Genomic DNA, 14,836 nt, shown 5'->3' with positions numbered 1-14,836 from the left:
GAACTAGACCGCATCCACGGTCCAGTGATCAAGACGTTTCAGCGAGGGCCAGCCCCAAGCCGGGGCGATCATCGGCCGCTGCGCGCCCAGGCCAGGCGTTGCAACGCGGTGCGCACATGGTTCTCGACGGTGGTCACCGACACCCCGAGGCGGCGGGCGATCTCGGCCTGTGTCAGCCCCTGAAGGCGGTTGAGCCGGAAGATGGTGCGGGTCGGCTCCGGCAGGTGTCCGGCCGCATCCAGCACACGCTGCAGCTCGTCCTGGGCCATGGCCTGTTCCTCGGTCGAGATGACCTCGTCCGCTCCCCACAGGTAGTGGTCGGCCAGCAGGCGGTTGCGCCGGGTCGATTCGCGGCCGTGGTCGGTGGCCAGGTTGGCGGCGAGCCGGTACAGATAGGCCCGCGGATTGTCGATGGCCTGGCTGTCATCGACGCCACGCGCCTTGAACCACACCGCCTGGATCACGTCCTCTGCGCCGTTGTCGCCCCCCAGGATGCGCTGCACCCGGCGCAGCAGCGCAGGCCGCTCGCGGATCAGCAGTTCGGTGAGGGAGGCGGCATTGGAGGACATGCGCGGAACCGGGACGACAGACGGAAGGCGCCGCGCATGCTACTCGGTTAATGAGAATCAGTCACGTTCGCATCAATGGATGCACCCGGTCAGCCCGTCATAGACGCTCTGCGAGGTCCCCGGCAACGGGTCATGCAGTGGATTGCGGGCGGCGAGCGCGGCATGGAAGGCCTCCACCGGTGTGCCAGGCACCAGCGGCAGGCGGCACAGCCAGGTCGGTTGCCGGGCGACGATCGCACCGTCATGCCGCGACACAGCCAGGTCACTGGCGGCAAATGCCCACAGGCACTCATGCACCGTGCCGCGTACCGCGTCCACCGAGCAGCGCAGGCGCAGGGCGCGGATATCGCTGTACTCGCCTTCGCAGAAGGTATCGCCGCAGATCGCGTCGAACCCGTACTGCAGACGTCCCTCCAGGGCAAAGAAGCGGTCCCAGTTGGCTTCCTGCCGCGGGTAGTCGATCAGGTCGACGTAAGGAGAGGCCTGGGCCAACGGCGCAACCAGCAGCATGCAGAACAGGGCGAACGGCAGGGCAGACACTTTCATCGGCGGACTCCTTGGCAAGGTCGATCCAGCCTGCGCCCCCGCACCGGCCGGCCCTATCAGCCAACCCCGGCCTGCCGCGTGGGTCCCTGCCCCACGCAGCGGTCAGCCCCTCCCTCTGCACAGCGCCCGGCAAAGGCATAAAATGGGGGGCTATCCGTCTATATCCCCCACCTGGAGCACGACCATGGGTCTGGAACTCGTCTCGCCCGGCAAGAACCCGCCGGAAGAAATCAACGTCATCATCGAGATCCCGAAGGACTCGGAGCCGGTGAAGTACGAAGTGGACAAGGAAACCGGCGCGATCTTTGTCGACCGCATCCTGTCCACCCCGATGCGTTACCCCTGCAACTACGGCTACGTGCCGAGCACCCTGTGCGGCGACGGCGATCCGGCCGACGTGCTGGTGGTGCTGCCGCTGCCGCTGGTGCCGGGCTCGGTCGTGCGCTGCCGTCCGGTCGGCGTGCTGAAGATGAGCGATGAGGCGGGCAGCGACGAGAAGATCCTGGCCGTGCCGGTCTCGAAGATCTTCAGTGGCTACGCCCACGTTGAAGACATCGCCCAGGTCTCGAGCCACTGGCTGGAGCGCATCGGCCACTTCTTCGAGCACTACAAGGACCTGGAGAAGGGCAAGTGGGTCAAGCTGGACGGTTGGGGCGGCGCCGCTGAGGCCAAGCAGATCCTGATCGAGGCGCACCAGCGCCACCTCGACAGCAAGGCCTGAGCCTGAACCGGATCGCTCCGGCGGTACCCTGCCGGAGCGATGCGGGTCACGTTTCATGATGACGGCACATCACTCTTGCTGCCGTATTAGGTAAATTGCGTCACTTCACACGTCATCGACATCCATCGTCGAGACAGCCAGGGGAATGTGTCGTGCGTATTCTGCTTGTTGGGGATGCAGCCAGCCTGCCGGCTGAGCTGACCGAATTCATTGCCGATCTTGGGGAAGACTGGCAGCCGCTGACCGCCACCGATGGCCAGACCGCGATGACCGCGGTTGCCACCCAGGGCGTGGACGCGGTGATTGTCTGCCCGCAGCTGCCGGACCTCAATGCCACCACGCTGCTCGGCCAGATCAGGACCCTGCGTCCGGAAACCATCCGCATCGCGCTGGTGGACGCACAGCATGGCAACCGGCCGCCGCCGGCACGCCTGATCGGTGTCGCTCACCGTTTCCTGCCGTTGCCACTGGCACCGGAAGTACTGCTGGAAGCGCTGACCAGCCTGGAAGAGCTGCGCGAAGTGCTGGACAGCCCGCGCCTGCGCGATGCCATCGGCCGCATCGAGAAACTGCCGTCGCCGCCGCACCTGTACCTGAGCCTGACCCAGGCGCTGGAGCATGATGACGACGCCGACAGCGCCGACGTGGCCAAGCTGGTGGCCGCCGATCCGGCCATCGCCGCCAAGGTGCTGCAGTTGTCGAACTCGGCGTTCTTCAGCCAGGGCCGCACCATTGCCGACCTGCGTACTGCAGTCACCCGGCTGGGCCTGGCCACGCTGCGTGACCTGGTGCTGGCCAGTGAAGTGTTCTCGGCGCCGACGCTGTCGACTGCCGAACGCAACTCGCTGCAGCAGCGCGCCCTGCTCGCCTCGCGCCTGGCCGCACGCCTGCTGCCCGAGTCCAGTGCCGAACTGGGCGCAACCGCGGCACTGCTGGCCGACATCGGCCTGCTGCTGCCCGGCGTACGCAACGAGCGCACCGAGCCGTCGCTGGCCGGTGATACCCGCCCGGGCCATGCCGAAGCCGGTGCCTACCTGCTGGGGCTGTGGGGCCTGCCGATGCCGATCATCGAAGCGGTGGCATTCCACCTGCAGCCGCAGCGCGCCAACACCCGCAGCTTCTGGGTGACCGGTGCGGTGCACGTGGCCCTGGCGCTGGTCAACGGCGACCCGGTGGATGAGGACTATCTGCAGCGCGCGGGCGTGCTCAACAAGCTGCCGCAGTGGCGCGAACATGCCAACAGCCTGATGGGGCTTACGCCGAGCGAAGCCTGAGCTCCACCGGCAATCCACACGATGAAGGCGCGTCCGCAGGGACGCGCCTTCGTTGCATCAGGGCTGCGCGCAGTGGTCGTACACGCAGCGCTCGAACAGGAACTGGCAGTACGCCGCATCCTCACCGGCCTTGATGCAGTTGCTGCGCACCTCCGCGCAATAACGGCCATTGGCACACACCAGCGGACCGGCCGACACACTGCCGGCCAGGCTCAGGACGGCGAGAACTGCAGCAGCAAACATACGTGGCATCGCGTTGTTCATTTCGCGCTCTCCTTGGTCCGGAATGGACCTCTGCGAACCTACCAGCGGTCCAGTTGCGACAAGCGTGACTTTTGTCGCTGAAGCGCCCGATTCAGAATTTCCCGACCCGGCTCTGCCAAACGCAAAGAGGGCGGGCCTTGCGGCCCGCCCTCCTCGTCTTGCCTTCAGGCTTCGATGGATCAGAAGCGCTGGTTGTACTGGATGAACAGGAAGCGGTCGTAATCCAGCATCGGGTCCAGCTGCACGGCACTGGCGTTGGTCACCGCGTAGGTGATCGGCGGGGTCTTGCCGAACACGTTGCGGGCACCGACGGTCACGCTGCCGTTCCACGGGGCCTGCCAGGTGGCCGAGATGTCGTGATAGACGATCGCGCCCTTCTTGTTGGCACCCAGGCCACCGCTCCAGCCACCGTTCTCGGTGTAGTAATCCGGCTGGTTGCACTCCAGGCCATTTTCCTGGTCGTAGCAGAAGTCGCGGAAGCCGCCGTAGTAACGCATGGTCCAGGTGGCCGACAGGTCGCCCTTGGTCCAGGTGCTGGCCAGGGTGCCGCGGACACGCGGGTAGTTCCAGTAGCCTGCGTAGTCATCCCATGCAGCACCCTTGGTGGCCTGCTGACGGAAGCTGGTCAGGTAGTTGGTGTCCAGGTTGAACGACAGGGTACCGAAGCTGTATTCCGGCATGCGGTAGCGGACGCCGAAGTTGTAGCCTTCGGTTTCCAGCGAGCCCAGGTTCGCGTTGCCGCGGCTCAGGCCGGTGACCTGCTGGCCGTTGGCGACGTCGCCACGGCTGTACTGGTCACAGAAGGCCTGCACACCGTTCTGGTAGCACTGGTTCAGCACGTAGTTCGCCGACAGCGCGGTGATCACGTTGTCGACAGTGATCTTGTACCAGTCCAGCGAGACGTTCAGGCCGCTGACGAAGCTCGGGCTCCAGACCAGGCCCGCGGTGCGGGTCTTGCTGGTTTCCGGCTGCAGCTTGTCGTTGCCCACACCCGAGTTGAACGGGTTGTTACCCTGGGTGTCACGGGCACTGATCGGACGACCGGCAGCGTCGGTCTGACGGAAGTCGGACGCCAGGCCTTCAGCACCGCAACGGGCTGCAACGGCCGGGTTGCTGCGCTGGCCGAACACGGCATCACACGGATCGGTGAACTTGTCGAAGGTCTGCGAACCACCACCGAACGTGTCGTCCAGGGTCGGGGCACGGAAGCCCTCGCCGTAGGTCGCACGCACCAGCAGGTCGTCGATCGGCTTCCAGGTCACGCTGAACTTGCTGTTGACCGTGTTGCCGAACTTGTCGTAGTCCGAGTAGCGGCTGGCGATATCCAGCGACAGCTCCTTGGCACCCGGCAGGTCACGCAGCAGCGGCACCATCAGTTCCAGGTAGAACTCGTTGGTCTTGTACTTGCCTTCGGTCGGCTGCGCGGCCAGCTCGGTGGTGTAACCCGAGGAGGACAGTGCGTCCGGGTGATCGTAGCCCGACACTTCGCGATGCTCGTAACCGGCAGCGAAGGCGAACTCGCCCGCATCGCCCGGCATGTCGAACAGCGAACCGGTGATGTTGGCGAAGTACTGCTTGCTCTTGCTCTGGCCGGTCGAGTTCAGCAGGGTGTTGATGTACTTCAGCGCATCCGGGGTCGCGGCGCTGGCGCCGCCCAGCAGGTCGAACGGGACGCAGCTGCCCGGGCTGGTGCCCAGCGCGATCGGGTTGGCAGCGGTGCCGCACTGGGCGACGCCGTTGGCGTTGATGAACGACGGGCCGAGGGCGTTCTTCAGGGCCAGCAGGTTGATGTTGCCCGAGCTGGTCTGGGTCACGTCGAACTGGTTGTAGTTGATGCCCACATCCCAGTCGAACGGACGGTTGTTGAAGTCGAAGTTGCCTTCCAGGGCCGCGTCGAAGTGCAGCGACTTGACGTTGTTCTGGGTGATGCGCGGCAGTTCGAAGATACGACGGCCCCAGCCACCGATGTCAACGCCGGCGCCCGGGTTGGCCCAGTTGCCCAGCGGGTTGTAGATGCTGTCCTTGCTGATCGCCACCGGGAACTGCGGCTGCGAGGTGCCGGTCAGCGGGTAGCCGGCGATCTGGCGCTTGGAATCGCGCTCGGAGTACATCGCCGTCGACTTCAGACGCAGGTTGTCGTTGATGTCGTAGCTGGCCGAGGTGAACATGGTCTTCGACTCAGCGCCCTGGTTCAGCATCATCTGCTGCGAGGCGTTGTAGTAGTCGTCCAGACCAATCAGGTGGTAGTTGTTGAAGTTGTTCGACGGCTGGCCAACGCCGACCGGGGTGTCCCAGGAACCGGTGTGGTTGACCACCCAGGTGTTCGGGACCCACTTGCCAGCCTTGTTGTATTCGCCAGCACCGGCGGTGCCTTCGGCACGCGGATCGGTGAAACGACCCCACGGGCCAGCCGGGCTCAGACCGTCTTCCTTGTGGCCCTGGCCATAGGAGTACTTGGTCAGGCCACGATCCTTGGCCCACACCGGATCTTCCTTGATGTAGTTCGCGCCGAACACGATCGAGGAGCGCTCGCCGCTGGCACCCAGGGTCAGGCTGTACTGGGTCTTGGAACCGTCGCCGTGGCTGTTCTGGCCATAGTAGGCACTGGCCTCGGCGCCGTCGAAGTTCTTGCGCAGGATGATGTTGACCACGCCGGAGATGGCGTCGGAACCGTAGATCGCCGAGGCGCCGTCCTTCAGGACTTCAATACGCTCGATCAGCGAGGTCGGGATGGTCGACATGTCGGTGAAGCCGGCCAGGCTGGTGCTCCAGCGCTTGCCGTTGACCAGCACCAGCGTGCGCTGCTCACCCAGGTTGTACAGGCTGACGTACTGGCCGCCCTGTTCCGGGTTGGACGCCAGCACGGCCGCCTTGCTGAAGGTCTGGGTGCCCGCCACGGACAGGTTCTGCAGCAGGTCGCCGACGCTGACCAGGCCCGAACGCTGGATGTCCTCATGGCTTACGGTGAGGACCGGCTGGGAGGTTTCCACATCCACCGAGCGGATGCGGGAGCCGGTGACTTCCAGGCGATCAAGGGTGGTCGGGGCACTGGCTTCCTGTGCGGAAGCAAATGCCGGTGCCAGCGCCAGCGCGATGCCGGCGGGCAGCAGGCCCAGCCGCACGGCAGGGGTGCGAACGTTCATCAATCTCTCCAAGGTACGTGTTAGTAGCGTGTTAAAACGCTCCAGCACGTTACGATTGCGTTGCGATGCTGTATTTGCGCGACCCAACCGTAGACTTTGCAGAGTGTGGCGGGAGCAAGCCGCCGTTTTCCCTGAACCGGGAAGCAGACTGCCCGTAACGGGCGCGGAAGGCCCGCGCGAAGCTGCAGCAGTTGTCGAATCCGCTGGCCGCGGCGACCTCGCCCACCATCATGTCGGTGTCGCGCAGCAGATCGGCGGCCCGCTCCAGGCGCAACCGTGCCGAAAGCGACTGGGGGCTCTCTTCATACAGGCTCTGGAAGGTCTTGGAGAGATACCAGCTGGAGAAGTTGGTCAGCTCGGCCAGTTCACCGATCCGCACCACGCGGTGGCTGTTGCCCTCCAGATAGAGACGGGCGCGCTGCATGCGGCCGAACACCTGGCGCTTGCGGCTGCGTGAGCGACCGGGGCAGCGCTGTACGTTGTCGGCCAGGTCACGCTGCAGGCCGGCCAGATGCAACAACAGCGGGCGCAGCGCCTGCGCTGGCAGGCCGCTGTCGAGCGCATCGCGCCACAGGCGCAGGGCAACGCGGGCGTCGCCGCGGCTCATGCGACCACGACCGGCATACAGGCCGCAGTCGGCCATCTCGGACAGCACCCGCATCGCCTCCGCAGTCAGGCTGAGGCCCACGCACAGTCCGTTACGGCCGGCCTGCACCAACGGGCGCGACTCCTTCTCGAAGGCAATCCACTCGCCATGGCGCAGGCGGAAACGCCCTTCCTTGGCTTCCACCCAGGAACTGCCCCGCACCTGCAGCCAGACAGTGAAGCTTGACCCTGCGGTCTGCAGGCTGCCGAGCCGGGCCACGCCCATGCAGGTCGGCGCGAGATCGTCCAGCGCCTTGTCGAGGGAGACGGTTTGGCCACGATCGGCCAGCGAGAGTTGACGCATGGGGCACCACGGGTTTGCCTGATACAGGCTTCCGTTTTGCCTAATCAGGCGTCAGCCCGTCAGGAAAATCCGCCGAGATCGCCACGAATTCGCGGCGAGAACTCCACGAAAAAATCACGAAGAGATATTTTTCTTCAGGATCAATGACTTGAGAAAGGCCGGGAACAGTGCCGGCGTCGACCGGGGCAGCTGCATGACGCCGATGTCGGCACCATCGCTGACCGCCAGGGCGACGTACAGATCCCGGCCATCGGCGCTGGCACTGATGCCGTTGCCCGCGCTGAGCCGCTGCCGGTCCAGGCAGCGCTCGGGGGCTTCGGTGCCGGCCTGGATATGGATCAAGGTCGTACCGCATTCGGTCGAGTTGCCGAGATAGCCGATGCCACCGGTGCCCGCCACCGTCCAGGTGCGATAGCGCCATCGGCTGGGCCGGTCTTCACTGACCTGCTGCACGCTGGCCGGGGACAGTGCCGCATCCACCGACCACAAGCCGCCGGATGCCAGGCGTGTGAACAGCACGCGGCCATCGCCCCGATCGAAACGCGCCTGGGAGACGCCGTCGATACTGGCCAGGCGGCGCCAGGGGGTCACGCTGCGATCGAACAGGCTCAACCGGGTGCGTTGCTCTGCATCGCGCTCGACTACCAGCAGCTGCTCCGGGGTTGCCCCGTACAGGGCCTGCAGCGGCTGATCCACCGGAACCGGCAGCGGTTGCAGGTGCTCGTCGCGCGGGGCGATCTCGTAGACAACGGTACGCCCATGCTCGTCACGCCCGACCACCAGCAGCTGGCGGCTGTCGGCCGACCAGTCCGGCGCCTGCCGCCCCTCCGGACGCAGGCCCTCGATCGGCCGCAGTGAGTCGGGCCGCTGCATGTCCGCCCACCACAGCGCGAAACTGCCGGAACGATCGGAGGTGAAGACCAGCTGGCGACCGTCGGGCGCCGCCATCGGCTGCCCGTCGCGCCCACTGGACGCGAACAGCCGCTCGGCGCTGCCGCCGGCCATCGGCACCTTGAACACACCGAACTGGGCACGGCGGTGAACGAAGGCCAGCACGTCGCCGTGGCGCGACACCGCAGGCCATTGTGCGTCGTCGAGGCCGGCATCACGCAAGGTGCGGCGCTCCACGTCCAGGTAGTACAACCGCACCTCGCTGTCCACGCGCCGGCCGAACACGATGCTGCGCCCATCGCCCAGCCAGGCCCAGCCACGCTGTTCGGCGGATTCGTTGGTCAACTGCTCCAGCTCACCGCCTCCGGCCGGCATCCGCCACAGGTCGCCCATCTGTGGATTGCGCACGAACACCAGCCACTTGCCGTCGGGCGAGTAGCGTGGCGCGTAGTCAAAATCATCCTGATCGACCGCGTAGTCCAACGCCCGCCACTGGCCGCTGGCCAGGTCGAGCACACGGATGCCGCGATGGGCATAGCGGCCCACCATGCTGCCAAAGACCAGGCCGCGGCCATCCGGTGTCCAGTCGAAGCTGAGCAGCTCGGTTCCATCGCAACGGGTCGCCTGGCGCACGCCGCCGCCAGTGGCGCTGGCGATCAGCACCTGGCAACCGCCGTCGGCTCCAAAGCGGGCAAAAGCGATCTCGCGCCCGTCCGGTGACCAGCTCGGGAAACGGTCACTGGCCCCCTTGGGCGGCAGCGCCAGCTGCCGGGCCGGCGCATTGCCCGAGGTCTGCACCTTGATCACACCACCTCCGGCGCCATCCTCGTTGGCGCCTTCGTAGGCAACCTGGGAGCCGTCCGGCGAAAGTGTGGGATAGGTTTCAAAACCACTGGTGGCGGTGATCAGGCGATAGGGACGCTGCGGGCTGCCGATCACCCGCACGCCGTTCTCGACCGCTGCATCCACCGGTGAACTCGGATCCGGCCCGCGCCGCAGCAACAATGTGGCCATGACCAGCAGCGCGGCCAGCATCATCACACCCAGCACCCACAACAGCTGGCGGCGCAGCTGGCGCCAGCCGCGCCGGCGTGAAGGCGCTGCCGGCACGGCCAGCGCCGGAATCGTGCCGGCACCGTCCGGCGACGGCATCACATCCGCAACGGCCAGCGCGTCCACTTCCGCCGCCGGCTCGAAGTCGTCCAGCGCCTGCACCGGTACCAGCAGCCGATAGCCGCTCTTGGCGATGGTCTCGATGTAGGCCTGGCCATTGTCGTCGTCGTTGGCGAACGCCTTGCGCAGCTGGGTGACGGCCTGGGTCAGCACGTCATTGGTCGGCAACGTATCGGGCCAGACCTCGGCAAACAGCTCTTCACGGGTGACCACGCGCCCAGGCTGCCGCATCAACACGCGAAGTACGCCCAGCGCTTTCGGCGTCAGCCGCCGCGGACGGCGCGCGCCTTCAACCTCGACCTCACGCGAGGACAAGGTAATGACACAGTCGCCGACCTGCACGCGGTCGGCGTCAATGGGCGTGAGTTCGCTGCTGTTCATTTTCCGCTATACAGTAGGGACGGGACCTGGGCAGGGCTCACCAGCAATACCGTCCCCACCGTCCCTGGACAGGGCCATCGAAAAGCCAGATTCCGCACAAAGCATCGGCGCATACCGCAAAAACACTAACGCCCCCGGATATTAGCCTAAGCCGGTTACCCCGCCTATGACGGGGTCGACACTCAGGCTCTCTCTCGCCGACGCATTCACATAATCTGCATCACCATTCGCGCCCTTTTGGGCGCGAAATTTTTATCTGGCGTTCATTTTCACATGCGCCGAAGCATGGTCAATCCGACCAGACGCGACACCACAAGGCCGATATACATGACGCCTGCGAACTGTTCGAGCATCACCAGGGCCCGTGCCTGCGGGTGCAACGGCACGACGTCACTCAATCCAACTCCGGACAACAAGCTGAAGCTCAGATAAAGCAGCTCCATCCAACTGCGCTCGGGGCCAGCCGTCGCACCCTGGAAACTGCCTGGATACCACTGTTGGCACACCGCGAATGCAAAGGCGAACCCCCAGGCCAGCAGGGTGAAGGTTGCCCCGGCCGCGAACAGTTCGTCGCGTGTTACTCGATGGTCCTGCAGCATGTAGGCGATCAATGCCCCGGCCGTATAGAAGTACAGCAGGCTTTCCAGCAGCTGCGCGGTGGTCAGCAGCGCACTGCGGTCCAGCAGGGCGCCAGCCAGCGAGAACACCACCGATGGAATGGCCAGCAGCAATGCCAGCCACGTGCCCAGCGGACTGCGCTGGACCACCCACAGCGCCAGGCCGAGTACCGCCATGCCGACCATGCCCAGCGCCGCCCGGCCAGCGGCGGTGTCATCGAGGGCGGGATACAACAGCACCGCGATCAACTGGGCGGCCAGGAGCCAGGCCGAAGGATGGCGGCGGGCGATGGCCAGCCAGCGGGTGGTCGTGGCAACGGGCATGGCGTCCTTTCCCCTGGGCGATGCGCGGAGGATAGCCGGGCGCGGCGTGATGAACGGTAGTGCCGGCCATTGGCCAGCACTCTCCCCGGTCCCGTGCACGACGGAATGCCGGCCGGCGGCCGGCACTACCCGTTACCCGTCACCCCTGGCGGTAGACCTCGGCCCCGCCAGCACGGAACTCCTGCGACTTCTCCTTCATGCCGGCCTCGGCGTAGTCGCGCACGTCCTGGGTGATCTTCATCGAACAGAAGTGCGGTCCGCACATCGAGCAGAAGTGGGCCAGCTTGTGCGCGTCCTTCGGCAACGTCTCGTCGTGGAATTCCTTGGCCTTTTCCGGATCCAGGCCCAGGTGGAACTGGTCTTCCCAGCGGAACTCGAAGCGCGCCTTGCTCAGCGCGTTGTCGCGTACCTGTGCGCCCGGATGCCCCTTGGCCAGGTCGGCCGCGTGCGCGGCAATGCGGTAAGCCATGATGCCGTCGCGCACGTCCTGGCGGTTGGGCAGGCCCAGGTGCTCCTTCGGCGTCACGTAGCAGAGCATGGCCGTGCCAAACCAGCCGATCATCGCCGCGCCGATCGCACTGGTGATGTGGTCGTAGCCCGGCGCGATGTCGGTCGTCAGCGGCCCCAGCGTGTAGAACGGCGCTTCGCCGCATTCGCGCAGCTGCTTGTCCATGTTTTCCTTGATCAGCTGCATCGGCACGTGGCCGGGGCCTTCGATCATGGTCTGCACATCGTGTTTCCAGGCGATCTTCGTCAGTTCACCCAGCGTTTCCAGTTCGCCGAACTGCGCCGCGTCGTTGGCATCAGCGATGCAACCCGGGCGCAGGCCGTCGCCCAGCGAGAAGGTCACGTCGTAGGCCTTCATGATTTCGCAGATGTCTTCGAAATGCGTGTAGAGGAAGTTCTCCTTGTGGTGCGCCAGGCACCACTTGGCCATGATCGAGCCGCCGCGGCTGACGATGCCGGTAACACGCTTGGCGGTAAGCGGCACGTAGCGCAGCAGCACGCCAGCGTGGATGGTGAAGTAGTCCACGCCCTGCTCGGCCTGCTCGATCAGGGTGTCGCGGAAGATCTCCCAGGTCAGTGCCTCGGCGCGGCCGTCAACCTTCTCCAGGGCCTGGTAGATCGGCACGGTACCGATCGCAACCGGCGAGTTGCGGATGATCCATTCGCGCGTCTCGTGGATGTGCTTGCCGGTGGACAGGTCCATCACCGTGTCACCGCCCCAGCGGATCGCCCACACCAGCTTCTCCACTTCCTCGGCGATGCCGGAAGACACCGCACTGTTGCCGATGTTGGCGTTGATCTTGGTCAGGAAATTGCGGCCGATGATCATCGGCTCGCTTTCCGGGTGGTTGATGTTGTTGGGCAGCACCGCACGGCCACGGGCGATTTCGTCGCGCACGAACTCCGGGGTGATGATCTTCTGGATCGACGCGCCGAACGCCTCGCCCGGGTGCTGCTGCAGCAGGCCGGCATCGCGGATCGCGTCCAGGCGCTGGTTCTCGCGGATGGCGACGAATTCCATTTCCGGCGTGATGATGCCGCGGCGCGCGTAATGCATCTGGGTGACGTTGGCACCGGCACGTGCACGGCGTGGCAGGCTGCGCGCGGGGAAACGCACCGCGTCAAGCTTCGGGTCATGCTCGCGATCGCGACCGAACGAAGAACTCAGTCCTTCGAGCTGCTCGGTATCACCGCGCTCTTCCACCCAGCCGCGACGCAGTGCCGGCAAACCGGCGGAAAGATCGATGCGCACCTCCGGGTCGGTGTACGGGCCCGACGTGTCGTAAACGGTCACCGGCGCATTCTCTTCGCCGCCGAACAGCGTCGGCGTACGGGTCAGCGCGATCTCGCGCATCGGCACCTGCAGATCCGGGCGTGAACCGGGCACGTGGATCTTGCGCGAGCCGGGAATGGGCCGGGTCACGGATGCGGAGAGTTGCTGGGCCTGTTGCTGCAGGGCGGAGAGCTGTGCGTTCATCGGGCATCGTCCAGGAAGGTCAGGGACGAAGCGGCGGCGCACGGCACCCGCGCACGGACGGTCCTTGGGCGGAGTCCGGGCACGGCTGCATTGCAAAGCTTCCCTACGCCGGTATGAGCCGGATCAGGTTCCAAGGGACTGTCTCAACCGTGGCCACATGGCCCGGTACCCCCGCTTCTTGGTGCGCATTAGAGCATAGACCGCCCGCCTCCGGGACCAGGTCGCCATTCGTTAACGGAACCATGACGTCGCGTTCAGTAACGTGCACGCCATCGCGTTGCTGAGATCGATGCGTTCCCCGCCGCCTTCGCGGCCCCTGCCCGGTCCGTGCTGCATGCCGCCGGCCCTTCGCCGCAAGCTCTGCTCGCTCCCCTCAATCCCCCTTGATCGGAGAAGCTCCTTCATGGTGTTTCGCGTTTCCATCGCACTGGTTCTGCTGCTGGTGCTGCTCGCCGGTATCGCCCCCGGCCCCTTCAACACCGTGGTCCAGTCGATGCTGGCGGAAGTCATCCGCAGTGTCGGCTGGCTGTACCTGCTGGTGGTGTTCCTGGCGCTGGTGTTCCTGATGTACCTGGCGTTCGGCCGCTTCGGCAACCTGCGCATCGGCGGCGAGGACGCCGAACCCGAGTTCTCGCGTGCCAGCTGGATGTCGATGCTGTTCGCCGCCGGCATGGGCATCGGCCTGGTGTTCTGGGGTGCGGCCGAGCCCATCTCGCATTTCAGCAAGCCGCCGGAAGGCCTGGCGCCGCAAAGCCTGGATGCGGCGCGCGCATCGATGCGCTATGCGTTCTTCCACTGGGGCCTGCACCCGTGGGCGATCTACGCACTGATCGGCCTGGCGATGGCCTGGTTCCAGTTCAACCGCAATGGACGCGGCCTGGTCAGCGACATGCTGCAGCCGATCATCGGCCGCCACCATCGCGGCTGGATCGGTCGGGTGGTCAACATCGCCGCCGTAGTTGCCACCGCGATCGGTGTCGCCACCACGCTCGGCTTCGGCACCATCCAGATTGCTGCCGGTATCGAACGCGTCTTCAGCGTGCAGGCTACCGTCGCCGTGCAGATGACCATCATTGCCGTCGCCTTCGTGTTGTACATGGCCTCCACCGCCAGTGGCGTGGAGCGAGGTGTGAAGTGGCTGTCCAACTTCAACCTGGCGTTGGCTGCCCTGCTGGCAGCCATCCTGCTGGTGCTGGGGCCGACCGGCTTCATCTTCGATACGTTCACCACCACGCTGGGCTCCTACCTCAACCAGCTGGTGACGATGAGCCTGCGCATGTCACCGTTCTCCGGCAGCACCTGGGTGGCGGACTGGACGATCTTCTACTGGGCCTGGTGGATCTCGTGGGCGCCGTTCGTGGGATCGTTCATTGCGCGCATCTCGCGCGGCCGCAGCGTTCGCGAGTTCGTGATCGGCGTCGTGCTCGCACCGACGCTGCTGGGCTTCTTCTGGTTCGCGGTGTTCGGCGGCACTGCGTTGTGGGCACAGATCTTCGGCCACGCCGATCTGGTGCAGGCGCTTGGCAATGGCTACGAGACGGTGTTGTTCACACTGTTCGACAGCATGCCGCTACCGTTGTTGCTGTCGTGCATCGCGCTGGTGCTGCTGATGATCTTCTTCGTGACCTCGGCCGATTCGGCGGTCCTGGTGCTGGCCAGCATGTCCACCGACGAGGCTGGCGACCCACCGTTGAAGCGCAAGCTGGCCTGGGGCATTGCGGTGGCACTGATCGCAGCGGCGTTGCTGCTGGCCGGAGGCCTGGACGCGCTGCAGGGCATGATCACGATCGCGGCATTGCCATTCGCGCTGCTGATGGTGCTGGTGATGGTGTCGCTGTACCGGGTGCTGGACCAGGAGTACACGCGCGAGCGGCGGCAGGCGCAGCGCCAGCGGCACATGATTGATGCGTGGATCGCACGCGAGATGGCGGCGCAGGAGGAGACGCAGGCCGAGGCAGCGCGCGCGCACGATCAGGATTGAGGGTGTTTTGCAGCCTGCG

General features: G+C 65.6%; 11 protein-coding genes and 1 riboswitch. Of the genes, 3 read left to right on the top strand and 8 right to left on the bottom strand.

Going from position 1 to position 14,836, the window contains the following annotated elements; genetic code table 11:
* Positions 1-68: 68 nt before the first annotated feature.
* Positions 69-569 carry an RNA polymerase sigma factor gene (locus AC5P5X_RS00190; protein ID WP_005410933.1) on the bottom strand — a complete coding sequence of 167 codons (501 nt, stop codon included), beginning with the start codon at positions 567-569 and terminating at the stop codon, positions 69-71.
* Between the two features lie 72 nt (positions 570-641).
* Positions 642-1,115: a hypothetical protein gene (locus AC5P5X_RS00185; protein WP_005410934.1), complete on the bottom strand. Its 474-nt coding sequence runs from the start codon at positions 1,113-1,115 to the stop codon at positions 642-644.
* 184 nt (positions 1,116-1,299) lie between these two features.
* On the opposite strand from AC5P5X_RS00185, the gene ppa reads away from it, so the two are divergent.
* Together ppa and AC5P5X_RS00175 are read left to right on the top strand one after the other, a co-directional pair.
* Positions 1,300-1,836: an inorganic diphosphatase gene (ppa, locus tag AC5P5X_RS00180; protein ID WP_005410935.1), complete on the top strand. Its 537-nt coding sequence runs from the start codon at positions 1,300-1,302 to the stop codon at positions 1,834-1,836.
* A gap of 152 nt (positions 1,837-1,988) precedes the next feature.
* Positions 1,989-3,110 (top strand): HDOD domain-containing protein, encoded by a 1,122-nt coding sequence (locus AC5P5X_RS00175; RefSeq protein WP_005410936.1) that lies wholly within the window; start codon positions 1,989-1,991, stop codon positions 3,108-3,110.
* 57 nt (positions 3,111-3,167) lie between these two features.
* On the opposite strand, the gene AC5P5X_RS00170 is transcribed toward AC5P5X_RS00175, so the two are convergent.
* The 6 genes from AC5P5X_RS00170 to thiC all read right to left on the bottom strand — a co-directional run bounded on the left by AC5P5X_RS00170 (position 3,168) and on the right by thiC (position 12,836).
* Positions 3,168-3,374 carry a hypothetical protein gene (locus tag AC5P5X_RS00170; protein WP_005410937.1) on the bottom strand — a complete coding sequence of 69 codons (207 nt, stop codon included), beginning with the start codon at positions 3,372-3,374 and terminating at the stop codon, positions 3,168-3,170.
* Between the two features lie 179 nt (positions 3,375-3,553).
* Positions 3,554-6,517 carry a TonB-dependent receptor plug domain-containing protein gene (locus tag AC5P5X_RS00165; protein WP_005410938.1) on the bottom strand — a complete coding sequence of 988 codons (2,964 nt, stop codon included), beginning with the start codon at positions 6,515-6,517 and terminating at the stop codon, positions 3,554-3,556.
* Between the two features lie 49 nt (positions 6,518-6,566).
* Positions 6,567-7,466, bottom strand: a complete 900-nt coding sequence (locus AC5P5X_RS00160) for a helix-turn-helix transcriptional regulator (protein WP_005414398.1) — start codon at positions 7,464-7,466, stop codon at positions 6,567-6,569.
* Between the two features lie 114 nt (positions 7,467-7,580).
* A complete protein-coding gene (locus AC5P5X_RS00155) occupies positions 7,581-9,911 on the bottom strand; it encodes a winged helix-turn-helix domain-containing protein (RefSeq protein WP_043034060.1) in 2,331 nt (776 codons plus the stop codon).
* Between the two features lie 269 nt (positions 9,912-10,180).
* Positions 10,181-10,852 carry an ion channel gene (locus tag AC5P5X_RS00150; RefSeq protein WP_012481194.1) on the bottom strand — a complete coding sequence of 224 codons (672 nt, stop codon included), beginning with the start codon at positions 10,850-10,852 and terminating at the stop codon, positions 10,181-10,183.
* A 139-nt stretch (positions 10,853-10,991) separates the two neighbouring features.
* Positions 10,992-12,836: a phosphomethylpyrimidine synthase ThiC gene (thiC, locus tag AC5P5X_RS00145; protein ID WP_005410942.1), complete on the bottom strand. Its 1,845-nt coding sequence runs from the start codon at positions 12,834-12,836 to the stop codon at positions 10,992-10,994.
* Positions 12,837-12,918: 82 nt separating this feature from the next.
* Positions 12,919-13,019: riboswitch (TPP riboswitch) on the bottom strand.
* A gap of 220 nt (positions 13,020-13,239) precedes the next feature.
* Here thiC and AC5P5X_RS00140 point away from each other — a divergent pair.
* Entirely contained in the window at positions 13,240-14,817 is a 1,578-nt protein-coding gene (locus AC5P5X_RS00140; RefSeq protein ID WP_005410943.1) for a BCCT family transporter, read from the top strand.
* Positions 14,818-14,836 lie beyond the last annotated feature (19 nt).

The sequence above is a fragment of the Stenotrophomonas sp. YJH_SMC_91 genome (genome assembly GCF_059368495.1).
This window is presented reverse-complemented; position numbering and strand designations above follow the sequence as displayed.

What these genes read in the sequence shown, in the direction of transcription:
- AC5P5X_RS00150 (WP_012481194.1), bottom strand. Translation starts at nt 10,852, where the DNA reads ATGCCCGTTGCCACGACCACCCGCTGGCTGGCCATCGCCCGCCGCCAT.
- AC5P5X_RS00170 (WP_005410937.1), bottom strand. Translation starts at nt 3,374, where the DNA reads ATGAACAACGCGATGCCACGTATGTTTGCTGCTGCAGTTCTCGCCGTC.
- AC5P5X_RS00160 (WP_005414398.1), bottom strand. Translation starts at nt 7,466, where the DNA reads ATGCGTCAACTCTCGCTGGCCGATCGTGGCCAAACCGTCTCCCTCGAC.
- thiC (WP_005410942.1), bottom strand. Translation starts at nt 12,836, where the DNA reads ATGAACGCACAGCTCTCCGCCCTGCAGCAACAGGCCCAGCAACTCTCC.
- AC5P5X_RS00140 (WP_005410943.1), top strand. Translation starts at nt 13,240, where the DNA reads ATGGTGTTTCGCGTTTCCATCGCACTGGTTCTGCTGCTGGTGCTGCTC.
- ppa (WP_005410935.1), top strand. Translation starts at nt 1,300, where the DNA reads ATGGGTCTGGAACTCGTCTCGCCCGGCAAGAACCCGCCGGAAGAAATC.
- AC5P5X_RS00185 (WP_005410934.1), bottom strand. Translation starts at nt 1,115, where the DNA reads ATGAAAGTGTCTGCCCTGCCGTTCGCCCTGTTCTGCATGCTGCTGGTT.
- AC5P5X_RS00190 (WP_005410933.1), bottom strand. Translation starts at nt 569, where the DNA reads ATGTCCTCCAATGCCGCCTCCCTCACCGAACTGCTGATCCGCGAGCGG.
- AC5P5X_RS00155 (WP_043034060.1), bottom strand. Translation starts at nt 9,911, where the DNA reads ATGAACAGCAGCGAACTCACGCCCATTGACGCCGACCGCGTGCAGGTC.
- AC5P5X_RS00165 (WP_005410938.1), bottom strand. Translation starts at nt 6,517, where the DNA reads ATGAACGTTCGCACCCCTGCCGTGCGGCTGGGCCTGCTGCCCGCCGGC.